General features: G+C 36.9%; 19 protein-coding genes and 2 other annotated features. Of the genes, 16 read left to right on the plus strand and 3 right to left on the minus strand.

All coding sequences use genetic code 11. From position 1 onward, the window contains the following. Positions 1-84 precede the first annotated feature (84 nt). The 3 genes from ACFX4E_RS17945 (at position 85) to thrS (ending at position 4357) form a co-directional block, all read left to right on the plus strand. A complete protein-coding gene (locus ACFX4E_RS17945) occupies positions 85-285 on the plus strand; it encodes a hypothetical protein (RefSeq protein WP_050688889.1) in 201 nt (66 codons plus the stop codon). Between the two features lie 164 nt (positions 286-449). Beyond that, positions 450-2192, plus strand: coding sequence for a sulfatase family protein (locus ACFX4E_RS17950; protein ID WP_377237935.1), 1743 nt, complete (start codon positions 450-452; stop codon positions 2190-2192). 402 nt (positions 2193-2594) lie between these two features. After that, positions 2595-2820 (plus strand) — a binding site (T-box leader). Positions 2821-2857: 37 nt separating this feature from the next. Further along, positions 2858-3086, plus strand: a binding site (T-box leader). Positions 3087-3139: 53 nt separating this feature from the next. Beyond that, positions 3140-4357, plus strand: a complete 1218-nt coding sequence (gene thrS / locus ACFX4E_RS17955) for a threonine--tRNA ligase (RefSeq protein WP_060745612.1) — start codon at positions 3140-3142, stop codon at positions 4355-4357. A 171-nt stretch (positions 4358-4528) separates the two neighbouring features. Here thrS and ACFX4E_RS17960 read toward each other — a convergent pair whose 3' ends face one another. After that, positions 4529-4732, minus strand: a complete 204-nt coding sequence (locus ACFX4E_RS17960; protein WP_235593568.1) for a hypothetical protein — start codon at positions 4730-4732, stop codon at positions 4529-4531. Positions 4733-5117: 385 nt separating this feature from the next. On the opposite strand from ACFX4E_RS17960, the gene ACFX4E_RS17965 reads away from it, so the two are divergent. Continuing rightward, on the plus strand, positions 5118-6518 hold the full coding sequence (locus tag ACFX4E_RS17965) for an amino acid permease (protein ID WP_377237934.1): 1401 nt from the start codon (positions 5118-5120) through the stop codon (positions 6516-6518). A 63-nt stretch (positions 6519-6581) separates the two neighbouring features. Here the strand turns inward: ACFX4E_RS17965 and ACFX4E_RS17970 are convergent, their stop codons facing one another. Continuing rightward, positions 6582-7790, minus strand: coding sequence for an MFS transporter (locus ACFX4E_RS17970; RefSeq protein ID WP_013057095.1), 1209 nt, complete (start codon positions 7788-7790; stop codon positions 6582-6584). A 256-nt stretch (positions 7791-8046) separates the two neighbouring features. On the opposite strand from ACFX4E_RS17970, the gene ACFX4E_RS17975 reads away from it, so the two are divergent. From ACFX4E_RS17975 to ACFX4E_RS18015, 9 genes are all read left to right on the plus strand, one after another. Next, entirely contained in the window at positions 8047-8508 is a 462-nt protein-coding gene (locus ACFX4E_RS17975; protein ID WP_028408494.1) for a MarR family winged helix-turn-helix transcriptional regulator, read from the plus strand. After that, the gene (locus ACFX4E_RS17980) at positions 8505-11174 is read left to right on the plus strand and encodes an MMPL family transporter (RefSeq protein WP_377237933.1); all 2670 of its coding nucleotides are present in this window, start codon (positions 8505-8507) and stop codon (positions 11172-11174) included. The genes ACFX4E_RS17975 and ACFX4E_RS17980 overlap by 4 nt, the downstream gene beginning before the upstream one ends. Positions 11175-11399: 225 nt before the next feature. Further along, a complete protein-coding gene (locus ACFX4E_RS17985) occupies positions 11400-11564 on the plus strand; it encodes a hypothetical protein (protein ID WP_016764155.1) in 165 nt (54 codons plus the stop codon). 296 nt (positions 11565-11860) lie between these two features. Beyond that, the gene (locus ACFX4E_RS17990) at positions 11861-13009 is read left to right on the plus strand and encodes an ABC transporter ATP-binding protein (RefSeq protein ID WP_377237932.1); all 1149 of its coding nucleotides are present in this window, start codon (positions 11861-11863) and stop codon (positions 13007-13009) included. Positions 13010-13088: 79 nt separating this feature from the next. Beyond that, positions 13089-14075: an SIS domain-containing protein gene (locus ACFX4E_RS17995; protein ID WP_060745608.1), complete on the plus strand. Its 987-nt coding sequence runs from the start codon at positions 13089-13091 to the stop codon at positions 14073-14075. A 116-nt stretch (positions 14076-14191) separates the two neighbouring features. Next, positions 14192-15478: an ABC transporter substrate-binding protein gene (locus ACFX4E_RS18000; RefSeq protein ID WP_098333165.1), complete on the plus strand. Its 1287-nt coding sequence runs from the start codon at positions 14192-14194 to the stop codon at positions 15476-15478. Between the two features lie 15 nt (positions 15479-15493). After that, positions 15494-16375 carry a carbohydrate ABC transporter permease gene (locus tag ACFX4E_RS18005; protein ID WP_043982525.1) on the plus strand — a complete coding sequence of 294 codons (882 nt, stop codon included), beginning with the start codon at positions 15494-15496 and terminating at the stop codon, positions 16373-16375. Then, a complete protein-coding gene (locus ACFX4E_RS18010) occupies positions 16375-17259 on the plus strand; it encodes a carbohydrate ABC transporter permease (RefSeq protein ID WP_098249697.1) in 885 nt (294 codons plus the stop codon). The genes ACFX4E_RS18005 and ACFX4E_RS18010 overlap by 1 nt, the downstream gene beginning before the upstream one ends. 15 nt (positions 17260-17274) lie before the next feature. Next, the gene (locus tag ACFX4E_RS18015; RefSeq protein ID WP_098249696.1) at positions 17275-18117 is read left to right on the plus strand and encodes a fructoselysine 6-kinase; all 843 of its coding nucleotides are present in this window, start codon (positions 17275-17277) and stop codon (positions 18115-18117) included. Positions 18118-18158: 41 nt separating this feature from the next. On the opposite strand, the gene ACFX4E_RS18020 is transcribed toward ACFX4E_RS18015, so the two are convergent. Continuing rightward, positions 18159-18890 (minus strand): GntR family transcriptional regulator, encoded by a 732-nt coding sequence (locus ACFX4E_RS18020; protein ID WP_028408486.1) that lies wholly within the window; start codon positions 18888-18890, stop codon positions 18159-18161. Positions 18891-19184: 294 nt separating this feature from the next. Here ACFX4E_RS18020 and ACFX4E_RS18025 point away from each other — a divergent pair, with 294 nt between their 5' ends. The 3 genes from ACFX4E_RS18025 (at position 19185) to ACFX4E_RS18035 (ending at position 21157) form a co-directional block, all read left to right on the plus strand. Beyond that, the gene (locus tag ACFX4E_RS18025) at positions 19185-20204 is read left to right on the plus strand and encodes an STAS domain-containing protein (RefSeq protein ID WP_025751876.1); all 1020 of its coding nucleotides are present in this window, start codon (positions 19185-19187) and stop codon (positions 20202-20204) included. Positions 20205-20392: 188 nt separating this feature from the next. Then, positions 20393-20821: an SRPBCC family protein gene (locus tag ACFX4E_RS18030; protein ID WP_028408484.1), complete on the plus strand. Its 429-nt coding sequence runs from the start codon at positions 20393-20395 to the stop codon at positions 20819-20821. Beyond that, positions 20822-21157 carry an ArsR/SmtB family transcription factor gene (locus ACFX4E_RS18035; protein WP_060745603.1) on the plus strand — a complete coding sequence of 112 codons (336 nt, stop codon included), beginning with the start codon at positions 20822-20824 and terminating at the stop codon, positions 21155-21157. The last annotated feature ends 116 nt before the right edge of the window (positions 21158-21273 follow it).

Genomic DNA, 21273 nt, shown 5'->3' on the forward strand with positions numbered 1-21273 from the left:
ATAAACAGTAGAACAACCTTTAAAATTAGAATTTTATGGTAAAATATAAAAAGTTATTTGTAATTAAAAATATGAGGTGATAACGTGAAAGAGAATATGATGTTTGCTTGGATAGCTTCATGGTTAGCTCTTGCTGGTCAGCTCGTTTTTTTTATGGGAGTAGCGCTTTTTACAGGGGATTGGCGCTACATGATGTGGAGTTTTATGATAAGTATAATTGTAGGTATACCTAGTATCATTGGCACCTATAAACGAAATCAGCAGCTAAAAGCTTACAAGAAATAAGGAATATCGTATTGAAACGAGTTATGAAAGACTTAGAGAAATCCTCCAAGTCTTTTTTTGTTTGGGTATAAAAAGATATGAACCGTACTCCGTTCTTCTAAAAAAAGTGCTTTTTACATAGTTTATCAATACAGAAAATTTGATAAACATGCGGAGGAGTAAACATGCAGAAACAGCCTAATTTTTTGTTGATTATCGTGGACGAGGAGCGGTTTCCACCCTTATATGAAAGTAAAGAACTAAAAAAGTGGCGAAAAAAACATTTAAAAGCACATGAATTTTTAAAACAGCATGGAATGGAATTTACCCGTCACTACGTCGGCTCTACAGCTTGTTCACCAAGTCGAGCTACATTGTTTACAGGGCAGTATCCTTCCTTGCACGGAGTTACGCAAACGCAAGGTATCGCAAAGAAGTCACAAGATCCTGATATGTTTTGGCTGCAGCCTAATACCGTCCCGACGATGGGAGATTATTTTAAGCAGGCTGGGTATCAAACCTTTTATAAAGGAAAATGGCACATTTCCGATGAGAACATCTTAATTCCAGGAACACATAATGTTTTTTCCAGCTACCAGATGCAAACAGGAATACCGGATCCGGAAAAAGAATGCCTCTATCAACGCGCTAATAAGCTTGAAAAGTTTGGTTTTTCAGGGTGGATTGGTCCAGAACCGGAAGGGAGAAACCCGCACAATTCTGGTTCATCTGCGGCCGTTGGAGTGAGCGGACGAGACGAAATATATGCAGAGGAAATCATAGAGCTTATTCAACGATTAGAATATCAAGCGACTGAGCAGCCTTGGCTCATGGTAGCTTCGTTTGTGAACCCGCATGACATTGCGCTGTTTGGAGCGATTACCAAACACCTTCCTATGTTTCAGTTTTCTATTGATGAGACGATTCCGAACATCGATCCGCCGCCTACCATTAGAGAATCTTTACAAACAAAGCCTAGTGCTCAAAGCAGCTATAAATACATCTATCCAAAAGCGCTGCAGCCAACACCAAATTCTAGCTTCTACCGGCGCTTGTATTATCAGCTGCAAAAAAATGTTGATACACAAATTTTAAAAATTCTTCGGACCATGGAACAATCTTCGTTCTATGAAAATACAATTATTATTTTTACGTCTGATCACGGTGATTTGCTCGGAGCTCACGGGGGACTACATCAAAAATGGTACAACATGTATGAAGAATCTATTCACGTTCCGCTTCTCATTCACAACAAATGTTTGTTTACCAATTATCAATGTACAGACCTGATGACTAGTCACGTTGACTTGATCCCGACAATGCTTAGTTTAGCTAATATCGATGCTTCCGCTGTTCAAAAGCAATTACAAAAAAGTCATACGGAAGTACATCCATTTGTTGGGCGAGACCTGTCAGGTATACTTCGAGGAGAATCGTCTCTTGAGCAAGACCAAACACCGATTTTCTTCATGACGGATGATGACCCGACAAAAGGACTTCACCAAACAAATTTTTTAGGAGAAAGCTACCCGTCAGTTGTTCAGCCTAATCACATTCAAGCGGTCATTGTCGAGTTTTCGTCAGCGGCAGGAAAGGAAATTTGGAAATACGCTCGCTATCATGATAATCCGCAATTTTGGTCAGCAGCTGACGAAAAAGATGAATTCATTCACGGAGAGCAATATGAAGATTACCCTGTAAGTTTTACTACCCTTAAAACAACCCGTGTTCCTGATCAAATTGAAATGTACAATTTGACCAAGGATCCGTTAGAAACAGTAAATCTGGCTCACCCGTATTTTTCGACAAATGAAACAAGGAAAATTCAGCGGCAGCTTGATGTTATTCTTAAAGAACAAGTTAGGAAAAAACGGATTTTTCCGCAAAGTGGAAGCATGCATGATGAGCTTTTGTCTAAAGATAGATAAAAAATAGTTTCTATGGATTCAAGTTAAATATTTGTGTGAGCAGAAAAAGGTGTATTTAATATTTTAGTATATAAATTAAAAACTTGATGATACTTGTGTTAGGTTACTTGTTCTGGTTTGGGGTAGTATTGGTTTCACTTCATTAATTCTGCTTAGATAAAACAAATAAGGACTTATAGCATCTTTCTTTTTCGCCTTTATTGCTGTGAAAATAGAGGTAAAAATAAGAATGGAATGTAGTCGTTAATAGTATAATAAAAAACTTTTTCAGTCCGTGTATTCTTAAGTAACTTTTCAAAAATTCAAGCATAAAGTAATTCTATACCATTTGAAAAATAAAAATTACTTCTTGACTTTTGTTAAATTTATACACTATAATCGCTTTTAACAACTAATAAACAGTATTTGGCAATGAAAAGGACACGAATTAGATGCTGTTTTCTTCGCAGAGAATAGGGCCACTGGCTGAGAGCCCTTAAGAAATCATCTAATTTACCACCTTAGAGCTATTGCAGGGAACGTGCATAACTGAAACTGCAATCGGTAAAACCGTTATCTTTTTAAGCGTAAAATACGTATGGGTATTTTACGGAATTAGGGTGGTACCACGGCCGCATTCGTCCCTTCACTAGGGATGAGTGCGGTTTTTTTGTAGAAAAAAGAATATACAAGCAATGAAAAGGACATGAATCATTTTTGAATTTTCTTTACAGAGAGTAGGGTCACTGGCTGAGAACCCTTAGAAAACGAAATGAATTTACCACCTTGGAGCTGCGGCGGGGAATGTGTATACACTGAAACCGCACCCGGTAAAACCGTTATCTTTTTAAGCGTAAAATACGTATAAGTATTTTACGGAATTAGGGTGGTACCACGGCCGCATTCGTCCCTTTACTAGGGATGAATGCGGTTTTTTTGTTGAATAAAAACATATTGGAGGAATGAACATGTCAAAACAAATGGAAGCAGAAAAGCGAAATCATCAAAAGTTAGGTCAAGAACTGGAGCTGTTTATGTCAATGGAAGAAGCTCCTGGTATGCCGTTTTTCTTACCTAACGGAATGATTGTTCGAAATGAGTTAGAAAATTACTGGAAACAAAAGCATTATAAAGCAGGCTATCAAGAAATAAAAACACCCATCATGATGAAACAGGAGCTCTGGGAACAATCAGGGCACTGGGAGCACTATCATGAGAATATGTATTTTTCAAATGTTGACAAACAAAACTATGCGATTAAACCGATGAATTGTCCGGGAGCCATTTTATTGTTTAACAGCAAGCGAAGAAGCTACCGAGAACTTCCGATTCGATACGCAGAGCTTGGATTAGTTCATCGTCACGAGCTTTCTGGGTCTTTAAACGGCTTGCTAAGAGTCCGTTCATTCACACAGGACGACGCTCATTTATTCGTAAAGCTCAGTCAGATCCAAGCTGAAATTAGCCGCATTCTAGCGTTTATCCATGACTTTTACTCACATTTTGGCTTCGATTACAAAGTGGAGCTATCCACACGACCTGAAAAATTCATGGGAGATATTGAAACATGGAACCAAGCAGAAAAGGCGCTTCAATCTGTGTTAAGTGAAAAAGGCTTAGACTATCAGGTAAATGAAGGAGACGGAGCTTTTTATGGGCCGAAAATCGATTTTCATATTTTAGATTCCTTAGGTCGCAGCTGGCAGTGCGGAACAGTTCAGCTTGATTTCTTAATGCCGGAGAAGTTTGACTGTATGTATATTGGAGAAGACAATAAACCGCATCGTCCCGTAATGATTCACCGCGCTATATACGGTTCCGTTGAACGATTTATGGCCATCTTGATTGAACATTACGAAGGTCAATTTCCTCTTTGGCTGGCTCCTGTTCAATTTAAGCTTTTGCCTATTGCACCGCCGCACGTGGAATATGCATATAAAGTGAAACACGAGCTGGAGTTAAAAGGGTATCGTGTTGAAGTAGATGATCGCATTGAAAAAATAGGGCTGAAAATTCGAGAAGCAGAAATGCTAAAAGTTCCTTATATGGCTGTGATAGGAGATAAAGAAGTGGAAAATGAATCGCTTGCTATGCGAAAGCACGGGAAGAAAAATATAGGAACAGTAAGTGTGGAAGAGGCAGCTGTACACTTGAATAAAGAAAAGAATTCAAACAGAGTGTATTGAAGCTATTTACCTTACTAAATAGAAAAATCCGATTTTTTAAGTCGGATAGTGATTCCCTTCATTTTGTCTCACACCAAAATGAAGGGAATATTGAACTAGAAGGGTATAAGATAATATATATCAGCAGTATAACTTTTGCCTTAGACAAACGCCGGTATTTTATAAAAAAATTTATCTTATTCCATTCGAATCGTTTGTACGGGATGAAGCTGAAGCCTCACCTGATGGTTTGTTCATGTTTTGCTGCTCTCGCTTCTTTTTAGAAGGAGAGTAAAAAAGAAATTTAAACATAAAGTATACTCCTAATGCTAGTAAAATACAGCCAATAAGTAAGTTAATCATCTTTCTCCGCCCTTCATACACTTCAGTTTTCATCATTATAACACCCGGTAAGATAAAACATTCATCGTTCTGTAAATAATCTCTATGTCAGGAATTTATATCTGAAGATAGTTAGTAAAAAAATATCTAAAAATATATAAAATAATTTTTTAGAATATTATTTTTATTCAAACTTATTATACGTACGCACAATGATAATCTCTTTATTTAGTTTATAAATCCAAAACAGAGCAATACTAAGAAATCGCTTACAAAAACTCTTGAAATATATATAATGATATTAGTATACTAATAGACAAGTTAGTAAATATTTCTATATAATTACTTCTGTATCTGAAGTGAAAACGCGCAGCCCAATGGGAAAAGAAGTTATTTTCAAGTTTTAATGGATGAGTGGCAACAGAGAGGAGAGAGTGCAATGGGAAAACTATTTAAAAAGAAGTCAATCGAGCAATTATTAGAACAAAGTCAAAACAAATCTCTAGTCAAAACATTAGGAGCATTCGATTTGACTCTTCTTGGTATTGGAGCCGTAATCGGAACGGGGGTTTTGGTATTAACAGGCTTAGTAGCTGCTAACGATGCTGGACCAGCCGTTATTTTTTCTTTTATATTGGCTTCTATTGTATGCGGTTTTGCAGCGCTGTGCTATGCAGAATTTGCTTCAACTATACCTGTATCTGGTAGCGTTTACACCTATACATATGCAACCATCGGCGAAGTGGTAGCACACTTAATGGGCTGGACGTTGCTTTCGGTCTACTTGTTAACAATGTCAGCAGTAGCAAACGGCTGGTCTTCTTATTTTAACAACTTTTTAGAAGGATTTGGTTTTTCACTGCCAAAAGAATTGATTACAATCCCTGCAAATGGAGGTCTAGTAAACCTTCCTGCTATTTGTATTACGCTTCTTATTACATGGCTGCTTTCAAGAGGAACAAAAGAAAGTAAAAAAGTGAACAACTTTATGGTGCTTGTTAAATTGTTTATTATCCTTCTTTTTATTATTGTAGGAGCTTTTTATGTAAAACCGTCTAATTGGACACCTTTTATGCCTTATGGAATTGAAGGTGTTGTGAAAGGGGGTGCGGCCGTATTTTTTGCTTTCTTAGGTTTTGATGCCTTATCTACATCAGCAGAAGAAGTAAAGAATCCGCAGCGTAATTTGCCCATTGGAATTATTAGTTCACTCGTGATCTGCACGATTATTTATGTAGCAGTATGCCTTGTTATGACAGGGGTTGTTTCTTATAAGGAACTGAACGTTCCAGAAGCAATGGCCTATGTTCTTCATTCAGTAGGACAAAATGCAGTGGCAGGAATTATTGCTGTAGGAGCTGTCATTGGAATCATGGCTGTTATTTTCGCCTACATTTATGCAGCAACACGCATTTTATTCTCAATGAGCCGTGACGGCTTGCTGCCAAAAGCATTTGCTAAAACAAATGAGAAAACAGGAGTTCCGACTCTTTCCACTTGGCTAGTAGGGATTATCGGAGCGTTAATTTCAGGGTTTATTGATCTAAAAGAACTTGCGAATTTAGCAAATATCGGTGCTCTTTTAACTTTCGGCATGGTGGGCGTCAGCATTATCATCTTACGTAAAACGCATCCAACTTTAAAACGCGGATTTACAATGCCGTTTGTCCCGATTTTACCAATTTTATCTGTATTATCTTGTTTATTTTTAATGATTAATCTTCCTAAAACAACATGGCTGTATTTTAGCATATGGATTGTGCTTGGTATATTTGTGTATATAGGTTATTCTCGTAAACACAGTCGATTAACAAGTAAAGAAATGAAAAAAGCGAGCTAGCAAAAAAAGAGCCTTTCATCCAAGAAAGGCTCTTTTTTTGCTTTTTGTTCAGTTGTTAGACAGTCAGGACGATTGTTCACTATGTTTTTTGCGTGTTTCCACAATAAAAAGACAAGTGCTAATAACAAAAGCCGTTCCTACAAAAATGGCGCCAACCCAAGGAAGTGAAGTAAGTCCCATATGGTTAATAATTACGCCTCCGAAAAAGGCGCCAAAAGCATTTCCTAAGTTAGCAAATGAGTGATTCGAAGTAGAAGCTAAAGCAGGTGCTTCCTGTGCTAAGTTCATAATTTTCACTTGAATACCAGGCATTACAGCAAAGGCTGCTGCTCCCCAGAAAAACAGCGTGATAATAGCTGCTGTTGGGCTTTTAACGGTAAACGTAAAAATAGTCAGCACAATACAAAGAAAAGCAAATATACCTACAACCGAAGGCATTAACTTCCAGTCTGCTAGCTTCCCTCCAACAACATTTCCGAGCGTAACGCCGCATCCATATAATACAAGTATCCACGTAACACTATGTTCACTTACTCCTGTAACGTCTTCAAGAAGCGGTGTAATGTACGTAAATACAGTAAATAAACTGCCGCATCCTATCGCGCTTAAAAGAAGCATCACAAGAAGTTTTGGTTGAGTAAAAGCAGCAAACTGCTGTTTTAGACCCGTTAATTTGTCTTGACCAAGCTTTGGGATAAACAGAATAATACCGATAAATGCAATAATCCCCATGATCGTAATAGCCCCAAACGAAGCTCTCCAGCCTAAGTGTTGGCCAATGAATGTTCCCACAGGAACGCCAATGATATTTGCAATGGTTAAACCTGCCATCATCGTTGCGACAGCACTTGCACGTTTATGAGGTTGTACGAGCCGTGAAGCAATAACAGCGCCTACTCCAAAGAAAGTACCGTGACATAATGCCGTAACTAAACGAGCTCCCATTAAAATTCCATAGCTGGGTGCAATAATAGCAATTGCATTTCCGAGAATAAATAAAAGCATAAGTAAACAAAGCAGAAGCTTTTGAGGAAGTCGATGAGTAAAAATGGTTAAAATTGGCGCGCCGATTGCTACTCCTAAAGCATAGCTTGTAATTAGCTGTCCAGCAGTCGAAATGCTAACATGAAGGTCTTCCGCAACGTTAGGCAGTATCCCCATAATAACAAATTCCGTCATTCCAATAGCAAAAGCTCCAAGAGTCAATGAGATGAGAGCAATTGGAAAGGAATCTTTCTTACTGACCTGCTCATTAGCATGCATTGTATTCATGTGTGATCACCCTTTCTGTGTATAAAATTTATATCTCCTTGAAAAGAAGTCAATTACTAATAATACTTAAGTGAGGGGGCTTTGACAACCAAAAAAGCTGATGTAAGCGGTATCTTTCGAGATTTCTATTTATCTTTATCATATATGAAGACAGTCAGACATAAATTTATTGACAGAATAAAGTTTAGTCCTATAAACTATTTTTAAAGTCGAATAGTTTATACCTATAAACTAAATGAGCAAAGGAGGGAAAGAAGTGACAAAAAGCAAGTTATATCAAGCTGTAGAACTTTTTGAAGAAGTGCTGTTTGTAGGAACAGAAGTAATTCATAGAGAGCTCAGCCATAACCTCTTTGAACATGTCTCTAGGCAGCAGTTTGATTTGTTAAATAGTTTAATGATTAAAGGTCCATCTTCACCTGGCAGTCTTGCTGTCTTGCAAGGTGTTCATAAAAGTGCTATTTCGAATCGAATCAAAAAGCTGCTCGAAAAAGGGCTTGTGGAGTGGGACACTAATGAACTAGAGAGCGATAAACGTTCTAAGCTTATTAAGATTACGGCTGAAGGAGAAAAAGTAATAAATGACGGAAATGCCGCGTGTTTTAGTATCATTGAAAATTTATTTGATGATGTAGAAGAAGAAAAAATAGATACATTTATCGAAATTCTTACAATGGCAAAAGAAAAGTTAACTACAAAAGGGGAAAGCAAAGAATGAAATTTATCGTAAAATTTAAGTGGGTGATTGCTGCCTTTATTTTGGCTTTAACAGTTATATTGATGCTAACGTCACCAAATTTAACAAAGCTCGCAAGTGAAAAAGGACAGTCTCAGCTTCCCGACGATGCCGTTTCATCCAGAGCCAGCCAAATTCTAAAAAATGCTGGAGAAGACAGTAATACCATCAGCATGGTTATCAAGTTAGATAACGCATTAGATAAAGATAGTGAGAAACAAATACAGAAAATCATTGATAAGACAGAGAAAATTAAAGGTGTAAAAGATGTCACAACGCCTTTAACAGATGATCAAGATGTTCGTAATCAATTAATGTCTAAAGACAAAAAAACCGTTTTAGTTCCGGTTACTGTCAGTGGATCGGATGAAAAAGTTGAAAAAATAGCAAATCAGATTTATGATAGCGTGCCAAAAGACACTACGGCATATGTAACGGGTGCATCTCTTATTAATCAGGATTTTGCACATAGTTCAGAAGAAGGGTTAAAGAAAACTGAGTTTATTACTATCTTTTTGATTTTAGGTTTGCTTTTACTCGTTTTCCGTTCAGTCGTGACGCCGTTTATTCCTATTTTAATTGTGGGAATCACATACTTAATCAGTCAATCGTTACTAGGGATTTTAGTTAAAAATGTCGATTTTCCAATCTCAACGTTCACGCAAACGTTCTTAGTAGCTATTTTATTTGGAATTGGTACGGATTACTGCATCCTTTTACTTAATCGTTTCCGTGAAGAATTGGCAAATGGACATGATAAAGTAGAGGCCACGATCACGGCTTATCGTACAGCAGGAAGAACGTTATTTATCAGTGGAATTGCTGTATTTATTGGGTTTGCAGCCATTGGATTTGCCAAGTTTGCCATTTTCCAGTCGGCTGTCGGAGTAGCAGTGGGGGTAGGTGTACTGCTAGTCATTTTATTTACTCTGCTTCCACTTTTTATGGTTACGCTTGGAGAAAAATTATTTTGGCCGTCTAAAAAAGTGGCTTCTCATAGCGATAATAAGCTGTGGGGCTTTTTAGGGAAAAAGGCAGTGGCGCGACCGTTCGTGTTTTTAGTCATTACAGCGATTATTACCGTGCCTTTTATTGTAACGTACGACTCAAAAGTATCGTTTGATTCTACTGCTGAAATAAGCAGAGATTATAAATCTATAAAAGGACTAAACGCTATCAGTGATGCACTCGGAGAAGGAAAAGCGTTTCCTGTCAATGTTATTATTAAAGGAGATAAAGAGTTAACAAAGGCAGATGTTATTCCTTATTTAGGAAATATAAGCAAAGCAATTGAAAAAGTGGATCACGTAGATTCTGTTATGACTATCACACAGCCTACCGGAGAAAAGATTGATGATTTATACGTTAATTCACAGCTAGGCTCCGTATCAGACGGAATCAAAGATGCTGTTAAAGGAATCGGAGATGTAGAAAAAGGATTAAGTGATGTTGAAAAAGGGCTAAATCAAATAGCTGACCAAACGGGTTCTGCTTCTAAAGAGAAATCTGGAGGGTCACTTGCACCTGCTGTAGACGGATTAGCTCAAATTAATCAACAGCTGCAGCTTGTCAGCGCTCAGCTCTCTACAACAGGAACTGTGCAGCAAGCGGTTCCGCAGCTTGTTGCAATCAGTAAACAGCTTACTACCATTCAAACCGGTCTCCAACAAGCAAATGAGAATCTTTCAGCTCAGCAAGGTCAAGTTGGAACGTTATCAGACAGTATCAATCAGTTAGCAAAAGGAGTTAAAAGTGCGAATGACGGACTGACGAAGATCTCAGATGGCTTAACAAAAGCAACAGATATGCTTGATAACATGAGTGACAGCTCAACAGTTAGAGATACTGGTATTTACCTTCCAGCAGAAGTGATGAAAGATAAAGGGTTTAAACAATCCATCGATAACTATTCTTTTGCAGATGGAAAAGGAGTTAAGCTCAGTGTAGTGCTCGATCAAAATCCATATTCTGAAGAAGCCATTTCAACCGTAAAAAATATTGAAAAAGCGGTGGCAAGCGAAGTCGTTGATACGCCGTTTGAGCATACAGAAATTGTGTACGGAGGGGTATCGAGCTCAAATGCGGATTTAAAAGATTTATCTACAACCGATCTTTCACGCACAATGGTTATTATGATGATTGGGCTGTTTATTGTGCTGACCATTTTATTCCGTTCAATGATCATGCCTGTATACATGATTGCTTCACTGCTGCTTACCTATTATACAGCAATGGGAATCTCAGAGCTTCTATTCGTGGATATAATGGGTAATGATGGAATCAGCTGGGCCGTGCCATTTTTTAGTTTTGTTATTTTAGTTGCTCTTGGAATTGACTATTCTATTTTCTTGTTAGACCGTTTTAACGAAGAAGTAAAAAGCGGCGTCGCAGAAGGAATGGTTACGTCTATGAGTAAGATGGGATCGGTTATTATTACTGCTGCTATTATCTTAGCTGGAACGTTTGGGGCTATGATCCCATCGGGTGTATTAACACTTGTTCATGTAGCAACGGTTGTTATTATTGGTCTTTTACTTTATGGTCTTGTTATTCTTCCGCTTCTTATGCCAGCGATTGTCGTAACGCTTGGAGAAGGAAACTGGTGGCCGTTTCTTCGAAAAAAAGAAAAGTACAAAGTAGAAGAATAACTTGTATACGCTAGGTCGAAAATTAGGTATGTCTTAGGAAGAGTACTATTGACACAGTATATAGGATAAAACTGAAGGATAGAAAGAGCGTCATCGGGCTGCTCTTTCTATCCTTTTTTGTGCTACAAAAAAACAATGTTCAGGAGTGGCCATAAACACGCCCAGTCGAATAAAAGACCTCTCATCAGGAAAACCTATAGTCAAAAACATGAGGGAGGTTTTTTTATGAAATTTGTAAATTTCTTAGCTAATCAGCGAGACAAACGACGGGAACAAATGCGCGAAGCAGGAACATGTCCAGATTGCTTAGGGAAACGATTCCACCATATTGGACTTTATTTTGTGCATGTTTATGAGTGTCCAAGCTGTCAAGGCAAAGAAGATATGTAATAAAATCTTCAGAAATAAGGCAGTCTCTATGCAGATTATGATGTGAAACCTTCTTAATTTTAGAGAAGGTTTTTATTTTTTTGAAGGTGAACAGTTGCTTGTATGTTTTGTGTTAGCAACCTTTACATATTTATTTTCTGTCTAACTAGATTCGATTAGTATAGTCATTAAGTTACTTTAATGTCTCAAGTTAACAATTTAAATAAAAAGGAGGAAAGAATTAAGGATTAAGGAAAAAGAGACGCGTAACTTGCAATCATGTATCTCAAACTTTAAATATAAGGAGCTGAGGTGAGATGACAATGTTACATTTAGATAAAGTATATAAAATATATGATAAAAAAAATATCGCCGTAAATGATTTTAACCTTCAGATTGGAGAGAAAGAGTTTGTTGTATTTGTTGGACCTTCAGGCTGTGGTAAATCTACTACGCTGCGAATGATTGCAGGTCTAGAAACGATTTCAAAAGGTGATTTTTACATTGATGGAGATCATATGAACGAAGTAGCTCCAAAAGATCGTGACATTGCTATGGTCTTTCAAAATTATGCTCTTTACCCTCATATGACTGTTCGAGAAAATATGGCATTTGGTTTGAAATTAAAAAAAATAAAGAAAGACGAAATTGATAGACGGGTAAATGAAGCAGCCAAAACATTAGGTCTAGAAACATATTTAGATAGAAAGCCAAAAGCTTTATCCGGAGGGCAGCGTCAGCGAGTTGCTTTAGGTCGTGCTATTGTTCGGGAAGCAAAAATTTTCTTAATGGATGAACCATTATCTAATTTGGATGCGAAGCTGCGAGTACAGATGCGTGCTGAGATTATTAAACTGCATCAAAGGCTGCAAACAACAACAATATATGTGACGCATGATCAAGTGGAAGCTATGACAATGGCTACTCGCCTAGTGGTTATGAAAGACGGGATTATTCAACAAATCGGAACTCCTCAAGATATTTACAAACATCCTAGGAATGTATTTGTAGGCAGTTTTATTGGATCACCCGCAATGAATTTTTTTCGGGGATATCTCCAAGGCACTTATTTTATAATGGGAGAAACTAAAATACAGCTTCCTGATTTTCTACTACACGCTTTACATTCTCAAGGTCATAATGAGAAAGAAGTCATAATGGGTGCGCGTCCTGAACACATTATATATCATAAAGAGGATAGTAAGAGAGAGTTGAACGATGAGTTTTGCTTCACTACGACACTAGATATGATAGAGGTACTAGGTGCTGAAACAATTTTATATGCTAGTTTAGAAAAGCAAACGTTTGTGGCTCGAGTGCCTCTTTTATGTGAGTTTGAAGCAAGGGACAAAGGCGTTTTTTCGTTGAATTTAACCTACGTTCATTTTTTTGATGGAAAAACAGAAGAGCGCATTTCTACAAATATAGATAAAAAAGTTAAATATTCTGATAAATGTATTGACTAGTTAATGTTAACAGTTTAATATAACAATATATAACATTACATAATGTTGTATATCATATTTTATTTAAGGAGTGGGGAAAATGAGCAGAACAGTAGTGAATGTAAAAAGTGATGTGCAAGCCGTATTAAACGAATTAAAAAGCAAGCAAATTCGTAATGTGTTTTTCGTCGCATGTGGAGGATCTTCTGCGATCATGTATCCAGCTAAGTATGTACTAGATCGAGAAGCTCAACATATTACATCCGATTTGTATAGCTCGAACGAATTTATCCACCGCAATCCGCAGCAGCTAGGAAAAGACTCCTTAGTTATTCTATGTTCCATGTCAGGAACAACTCCTGAGACTACAGAAGCAGCTAAGTTCGCTAAAAGCAAAGGCGCTTATGCTGTAGCCTTAACAAATGAACCTACTTCACCTTTAGCACACAGCGCAGATATTTTTATTAAGTATGAGTGGGGCAATGACATCGATGCTTTTGAAACAAACTTAGGCGTTTTATATCAGCTTGTATTTGGTCTCTTATACGTAGCAGAAAAAAATGATAAATTTGCAAAGTTAGTTACTAGCTTAGAAAATCTACAGTCTGTTTATGAAAAAGCTCTAGAATACGAAGCGAGCAACGCAAGAAAATTTGCTGAATCACATAAGTCTGAACCGGTTATTTATACAATGGCCAGCGGTTCGAACTATGGAGCAGCCTATTCATTCAGCATCTGTATCTTGATGGAAATGCAATGGATTCATTCTCACGCTATTCACGCTGGAGAGTATTTCCACGGTCCATTCGAAATTATTGATGAAAACGTACCGTTTATCATCCTAGCTGGACTAGATGAAACAAGACCTTTAGAAGAACGCGCCTTATCATTCTCTAAACGATATGGAAAGAAATTAACTGTTCTAGATGCAAAAGCATATGACTTCGAAGGAATTGATAAAGATGTGCAAGGGTATATCGCTCCTCTTGTATTAAATCGTGTACTGCGTCAGTATGCCGAAGAATTAGCCGAAGCACGCAATCACCCTTTAAGTAAAAGACGCTACATGTGGAAAGTAGAATATTAATAATCTCCTAATAAAGATAGAAATCTGTATATTTTCCTTACGAGTTATACTATAATGTTATAAAACATTATAGTATAACTTATATATGAAAGCACTTACAATAAGGGGGTTTCTATATGAAAAAGACAAATTTAATCTTAGCCTCACTTTTAAGTTGTTCTTTAATGCTCGGGGGGTGTGCTGGAAAACAAACGTCTTCAGACTCAGACACAGGAAAGACAACATTAACATTCTTTCACAGATGGCCAAAAGAACCTGAAAAAAGCTACTTTGAAGAAGTTGTAAAAGAATTTGAAAAACAGCACCCTGATATTGATATTAAAACAGAAGCCGTCTTAAACGATTCATATAAAGACAAAATTAAAGTTATGACAGGCACTAATACCCCTCCTGATGTGTACTTTTCTTGGAGCGATGAGTTTGCTAGACAATTTGTCAGAGGAAACAAAGCCTTAGATTTAACCTCTTATTATAAGAAGGATTCAGCGTGGTCTTCCAAGCTTGTTCAATCTCAAATTAAACCATATACCGTTAATAAGAAAATTTACGGTGTTCCTGTCACAATGGACGGGAAAATGTTTTTTTACAACAAAGATATCTTCGATAAATTAGGATTAAAAGCGCCTACAAACTGGAACGAGCTACTAAATATTTTAAGCGTGTTAAAAAAGAAGCATTATACAGCTTTAGAATTTGGAAGCCAGGATACGTGGACCATTTCTCACTACGTAGGAACCTTAAATCAGCGCATGGTAAAGCCCGACGTTCTTTCAAAAGACTATAATTCAAAAACTGGGACATTCACGGATAAAGGCTATGTAAAAGCTCTAGAAAAATTAGAAGAATTAGTTCCTTACTTTAATAAAAATACAAACTCGATTGATCATGAATATGCAAGACAACAATTTTCAAATGGAAAAGCAGCTATGTTTTATGCTGAAACTGCTGAAATTAAGCTTTTCGGTCCAACGAAATTTAAGATTGGCATGTTTAATTTTCCTAAAGTGGAGGATGGAAAAGGAAATGCTACTAATTTAACTGGATCACCTGAAGGGTTTATGATTTCTTCTAAAACCAAGCATCCAAAAGAAGCGATGGAATTTCTTGAATTTTTAACATCAAAACAAATGGGTGAAAAGCTAGTAAAAGAAGTAGGGAAATACAGTGCAGTAAATGATACAGCGAACAGCATTAATTCAACACCGGAGCAATTAGAAGCAGTAGATAATATTTTACAAGCCAAAGAGATGGCTCCATGGTTTGATATGGCAATCGATGCTCGAATTGCAGATGCTTATTTAACAGGGGCTCAGCTGATGCTAAATGGTGATAAAACACCTAAAGAAGTAATGAAAGATGTGCAAAAAGCTGCAGCGAGTGTTCGTGCTGAATCTAAAAAGTAAGGAAGTGAAAAAGCGATGTTAAAACGCAATAAGCTAACCCCTTATTTATATCTTCTTCCTGCTTTTGCTTTTTTACTACTCGTGTACATCCCTATTTTTCAGAATATTTGGGATAGTCTTTATGAGTGGAGCACATTTTCACCAGACAAAGTTTTTGTAGGAATAGATAATTATGTGCACTTATTTAAAGACCCTGTCTTTTATCAGGCACTCAAAAATAATATTCTTTATGCGGTCATTTCAATTATTTTTCAAGTGGGTGGCGGTCTAATTGTGGCTGCCGTTTTAGAAGATAAACTTATTCGAAGGTTTTCTCCTTTTTTTCGAACGGTTTATTTTTTACCAGTAGTCGTTTCGATGACCGTTATTGCCTTGTTGTTTACTTTTTTTTACAATCCTGAAGTAGGGCTTTTAAATCAAATGCTCAAAATGATCGGATTAGACTCATTGGCAAAACCTTGGCTAGGAGATAGTAATACGGCTATTTATGCAGTTATTGCTGTATCTCAGTGGCAATCTATCGGCTATATCGCCATGCTGTATATTGTAGCGATACAAAAAATCTCACCTGAATTGTATGAAGCAGCTGAAATAGACGGCGCTAATAAATTTAAAATGTTCTTTCATATTACTGTACCGCAAACAAAAGAAATGACATTTGTTGCTGTTATTTTAACGCTTACTGGTGCTTTTACAGTATTTAATGAACCTTATATTTTAACAGGAGGCGGACCGGGTACATCATCTGAAGTACTAAGTACGTATTTATACAAAACAGCCTTTTCGAAAGATATGATGGGCTACGCTTCCTCAATTGCTACTGTCATTTTAATTATTACACTGCTGATTTCTCTTGTTCAAATGAAAGCATTTAAAACAGGAAAGGAAGACGCTTGATGCAGATGCCTAAAACAAATGTCACCTTACCTAATGTTGTCAATACAGCCACTAGAGAAAGAAAAAAGAAGAGGTACACAGGTGTAACGATAGTATATGTCGGATTGATCGTCTATTTTATCGTCATTGCGTATCCTTTGCTTTGGATGATTATAAGTTCTTTTAAAAGCACGGATGAAATCTTTACTCACAGCTGGTCTATGCCGCATACTTGGCTAATTGAAAATTACGTGACAGCGTGGAAAAGTGGAATATCTTCTTACTTTTTAAACAGTGTGATCGTCACGGGCGCGTCTTGTTTTTTGACGGTCCTGGTCAGTGCATTAGGAGCTTATGGACTATCACGCTTTGAGTTTCAAGGAAAAGCTTTTGTCCTCATTATATGTCTCGGAGGGCTTATGCTTTCTCCTCAGGTAAGTTTAATTCCTTTGTATAGCATTATTCAAAAACTTGGAATCTATAATACACACTTGGCACTGATTCTGCCTTATGTTGCTTATCGAATTCCTTTAACCATCTTGTTAATTCGAGCTTATTTTCTTTCGATTCCAAAAGAACTGGAGGAAGCGGCTCGGTTAGATGGATGTACAAGCTTGGGGATTTTATTTCGAATTTTCATTCCAATGAGCACGCCCATTTTATTAACAACGACAATTTTGACAGCTTACTACACATGGAATGAATTTATGTTTGCCATTATCTTTATCGACGATGACAGTTTGCGTACAATCCCAGCAGGATTAATGCAATTTAGAGACGCTTTGCAAACAGATTGGGGGGTATTACTAGCTGGACTGACCATTTCAGCAGCACCGATTGTTATGTTGTTTTTGTTTATGCAAAAATATTTTATCCGTGGCATTGCTAACGGAAGTGTTAAATAATAGGAGGACAAGCAGATGAAACTAATTGGAGTAGGGGATAATGTAGTAGATTACTATAAAGATCAAGGAAAGATCTATCCAGGCGGCAACGCGCTAAATGTGGCCGTATTTTGTAATAGATTGAGTCATAATCAGTCTTCCTATATGGGAATCGTGGGGAATGACGAATCGGCAGAACATGTAGTAAATACTCTGCAGCAAGAAAAGATGGAGATTAGCAGAGTAAGAAGAGCTGTAGGAGAGAATGGAATGGCGGTTGTAACACTTGATGAACAAGGTGATCGAATTTTTGTAGGATCAAATAAAGGGGGCGTTCAATCTAGATTAAAACTAATGCTGAATGAATCGGATTTAACCTATATCCGCCAGCACGATCTTCTTCATACGAGCGTTTTTAGTCATTTAGAATCTGACCTTCCGTTGCTACATAAAATCATTGATATTTCCTTTGATTTTTCTACAAGATACGATGAGGAATATTTACAGCAAGTATGTCCATATATCAGCTATGCATTTTTCTCAGGAAGCAGCCTGCCAGAAGAAGAGTGTATGGATTTAATAAAGCGAGTACACCTGTTAGGAACCAGTGTCGTATGCGTGACAAGAGGAGAAGATGGAGCTTTATTATCAGTCGAAAACCAATTATTTAAACAGCCTATAATCTCTACAAAAGTGGTCGATACATTGGGTGCTGGAGATTCTTTCATCGCCGGTTTTCTTTCTTCTTATCTACTAGAAAAAAACATAGCAAAAGCTCTCCATAATGGAGCATTAGTGGCATCACAAACTTGTCAAAATTACGGAGCTTTTGGATATGGAAAAGAATATCATACAGACTGTGCGATGGTTTTAAAATGAATAAAATAGCGCCTTTGCTTTTGAAGCAAGGCGCTATTTTATTAAGAATTAGAACTGTCTATAGTGAACGTAACGCGATTCGCAGGATAGTGTAGAAAAGATGAATGAATCGGTCTTTTTTGTGCATCATACGCCACTTTTTCCACTTTAAACAGCGGCTCTCCGACTTCACATTCTAAATGTTTTGCTTCATCCACATTTGCAAATACCATGTTCAATAATTTTTTATTATGAACCGGAGCAATATTGTACTTGTTTTTTATAGTATCGTACATTGAAACTGAATTATGGACGTGCTGATCTAAGTGTGGTAACAATTCTAAGGAGTAGTGAGAAATTTCTAAGGTAAGAGGCTGGTCGTCATAATACAGGATGCGCTGCAGTTCAAGGATTTCACTTTCTGGAGGGATGGATAACATCTTTGCCACATGAGCTTTTACAGGTTTTATACCAAAAGACAAAATTTTAGTCTGCGGTACTTTCCCTAATTCCGACATATACTCTGTATGTCCATTAACGGCAAACAGCTCTCTCTTAGCTTTTGGATATTGAACAAAAGTTCCTTTTCCTTGCTGACGTATCAGAAGGCCTTCTTCTACTAAATCTAATACGGCTTTTCTTACCGTAATCCGACTTACTCCGTATATATCGCACAAATCCGTTTCAATTGGAAGTTTTTCACCCGGAGTATAAACTCCTTTATTAATATCTTCTGTAATAGCCTGTTTTAACTGCATATATAAAGGCGTAGAGCTATGAGTATTTAGCTTCATCTTTTTCCTCCTCTTTCCTAAATACTTTCTTTTGAATATAATTATATTATAACGTAATGTGATGTTATATTACAATTTGCTTTTCTTCCTTTTTATCATGTATGTTTGATACAAAAGAAAGAAAAGTTGGCGAATTCAAAGTTCTATAGCATTCACCTTTCTTTTCTATTAATTGAAAACATGGGTAATGGTTAGACAAGCAATAGAAAATATGCAACAATTTTTATTACCAGCTTCTTCAACATAAGATAAAATATAAAGAAGGTAAGAACTTTATAAAAAGGAGATTCCGCCATGGGTGAAAAAAAGAATATTGATATAGGTGGTCTTAGTTTTGCTTGGGATTTAGAAAAAGGACAATTTAGCTTTGAAGGAGAAGATGCGATCCTTTTTTGGATTTCTTCTGCGATGAAAACATTGTTTGACACAATCGAAGAAATATCTGGAGAAGAGGCAGCTTCTGTAGTACTAGAAACCACTGGTTTCCGACAGGGATTAGTAGTAGGAGAGTACTTTCAGAATATGAAAGGCGTAACGGTTTTTGAAGCGGCTGAGTTAATTACCAATACATACGCTTCGGCTGGATGGGGAAAAACTACTATCAAATATTTAAATCCTGAAAGTAAAACTCTATCTGCTGAATTAAAAGACAGTTGGGAACATAAAATTAACGTCGCGCAAAAGAAAACAAAGGGAGGAAATTTTCTTCCGGCCCATTATGCAGGGATTTTTACAGGACTATTCGGAACAAATATTTGGTACAAGGTGATTCAACATCAAATAGAAGGGCATGAATGCACTACAGTAGAATACTTCCCTTCTAACATTGATATCACTCAAAATATTCATCAATTAGCCAGAAGAAAAGAAGCGCAGAAAATAGAACATTTGCAAAACATTGTAGCAGAAAAAACAGCAGAGTTAAAAGATCTTATTAAAAAGCTTTCTTCTCCTATTATTCCGGTTTTGGAAGGCATAGTCGTCGTTCCTTTGATTGGCAAATACGACGAGGATCGAACGGAAGATTTGATTGTCAATACATTAAATAACCTTCCAAAACATCAGGCTAATTATCTTGTGCTGGATTTAACCGGATTGGATAAAGAACTTACTGAATATACGGCAAGTCTTATTGAAAAATTAGGTGCAGCAGCGTCCCTGATTGGTACGAAAACAATTTTAGTAGGGATTTCTGCCGACTTAGGCTTAGTTATATCAGAGACCCATATTGATTTATCAAAATATGATTGTTTTCAAACATTGCAGCACGGCATTCACTATGCGTTGGCACAAAGCGGACGAAGCATCGTTTAAAAGATATATTTGAAATATAACAAAATGCACTCATTCAGCATCATAACAAATCTCTTTATCAAAGACTGGAAATGTATTGAAGGATTTCATTTTTTAAAAGAGGAATTGACATAACACTAAAAGGTGTTATATTATTTTTATATAAAACCTTTTAGTGTTATTTTTTAAAAAGGAGAATGAAGATAACGATGAATGATAAAAGTGTAGTAGAAGATGTAAAACAGACGATAATATTTAACGCGCCGATTCAAAAAGTTTGGGATAAAGTAGCAACCGCAGAAGGGCTCCAACAATGGTTCATGCCTAATGATTTTCAGCCTCAGGTAGGATATGAATTTCATTTACAATCGCCTTTTGGACCATCTCCGTGTAAAGTATTAGAAATAGATGCACCAAACTATCTTTCTTTCTCTTGGGATAAGGATGGATGGGTCGTTTCGTTTACCTTAAAAGAAATGGGTAATCAAACTGAATTTACGCTTATTCATAGCGGGTGGAAAGAAGCTGAAACACTTCTTGAAAAAGCAAACGAAAAGAGTTCAGTGGTACGAGATAGAATGAGCTACGGGTGGATTAGTCTCGTAAATGAAAAACTTCGAAAGGTTGTTGAAAACTAAATGACTTCATCAGCTGCCAAGCATGATATCTTTCAAGCCATTGCTGATCCTACTCGAAGAAAAGTACTTGAGCTGCTTTCTGAAAAAGAATTGCCTATATCAGAAATAACGTCTCATTTTTCAATAAGCCGTACCGCTATTGTCAAGCATCTTCATATACTTTCAGAAGCAGACTTAGTCCATGGACAAAAAAAAGGCAGAGAAAAAGTGTATCATCTTCAGCCAGAGCCTTTAAAAGAAGTACAAGATTGGCTTTCTTACTACGAGCAATTTTGGACGAACAAATTATCTATTCTTCAGCATATTGTTGAAAGAGATGAAGAAAGAAATCAATAGAAAAAGCATAAAAACGTTTTTTATAGGGAATATAGCAAAGCCAGTCGTTAAAAAGACTGGCTGTTTTACATAAAAGCTGGTTTTATTCTAGAAGGACAAATAAAAGAACGATGCAG

This window comes from Priestia sp. YIM B13491, from assembly GCF_042787605.1.
In the GTDB taxonomy this organism is placed as follows: Bacteria; Bacillota; Bacilli; order Bacillales; family Bacillaceae_H; genus Priestia; species Priestia megaterium_E.

Coding starts and splice junctions, on each gene's coding strand:
- ACFX4E_RS17950 (WP_377237935.1), top strand. CDS start 450: ATGCAGAAACAGCCTAATTTTTTGTTGATTATCGTGGACGAGGAGCGG.
- thrS (WP_060745612.1), top strand. CDS start 3,140: ATGTCAAAACAAATGGAAGCAGAAAAGCGAAATCATCAAAAGTTAGGT.
- ACFX4E_RS17960 (WP_235593568.1), bottom strand. CDS start 4,732: ATGAAAACTGAAGTGTATGAAGGGCGGAGAAAGATGATTAACTTACTT.
- ACFX4E_RS17965 (WP_377237934.1), top strand. CDS start 5,118: ATGGGAAAACTATTTAAAAAGAAGTCAATCGAGCAATTATTAGAACAA.
- ACFX4E_RS17970 (WP_013057095.1), bottom strand. CDS start 7,790: ATGAATACAATGCATGCTAATGAGCAGGTCAGTAAGAAAGATTCCTTT.
- ACFX4E_RS17980 (WP_377237933.1), top strand. CDS start 8,505: ATGAAATTTATCGTAAAATTTAAGTGGGTGATTGCTGCCTTTATTTTG.
- ACFX4E_RS17985 (WP_016764155.1), top strand. CDS start 11,400: ATGAAATTTGTAAATTTCTTAGCTAATCAGCGAGACAAACGACGGGAA.
- ACFX4E_RS17990 (WP_377237932.1), top strand. CDS start 11,861: ATGACAATGTTACATTTAGATAAAGTATATAAAATATATGATAAAAAA.
- ACFX4E_RS17995 (WP_060745608.1), top strand. CDS start 13,089: ATGAGCAGAACAGTAGTGAATGTAAAAAGTGATGTGCAAGCCGTATTA.
- ACFX4E_RS18000 (WP_098333165.1), top strand. CDS start 14,192: ATGAAAAAGACAAATTTAATCTTAGCCTCACTTTTAAGTTGTTCTTTA.
- ACFX4E_RS18005 (WP_043982525.1), top strand. CDS start 15,494: ATGTTAAAACGCAATAAGCTAACCCCTTATTTATATCTTCTTCCTGCT.
- ACFX4E_RS18010 (WP_098249697.1), top strand. CDS start 16,375: ATGCAGATGCCTAAAACAAATGTCACCTTACCTAATGTTGTCAATACA.
- ACFX4E_RS18015 (WP_098249696.1), top strand. CDS start 17,275: ATGAAACTAATTGGAGTAGGGGATAATGTAGTAGATTACTATAAAGAT.
- ACFX4E_RS18020 (WP_028408486.1), bottom strand. CDS start 18,890: ATGAAGCTAAATACTCATAGCTCTACGCCTTTATATATGCAGTTAAAA.
- ACFX4E_RS18025 (WP_025751876.1), top strand. CDS start 19,185: ATGGGTGAAAAAAAGAATATTGATATAGGTGGTCTTAGTTTTGCTTGG.
- ACFX4E_RS18030 (WP_028408484.1), top strand. CDS start 20,393: ATGAATGATAAAAGTGTAGTAGAAGATGTAAAACAGACGATAATATTT.
- ACFX4E_RS18035 (WP_060745603.1), top strand. CDS start 20,822: ATGACTTCATCAGCTGCCAAGCATGATATCTTTCAAGCCATTGCTGAT.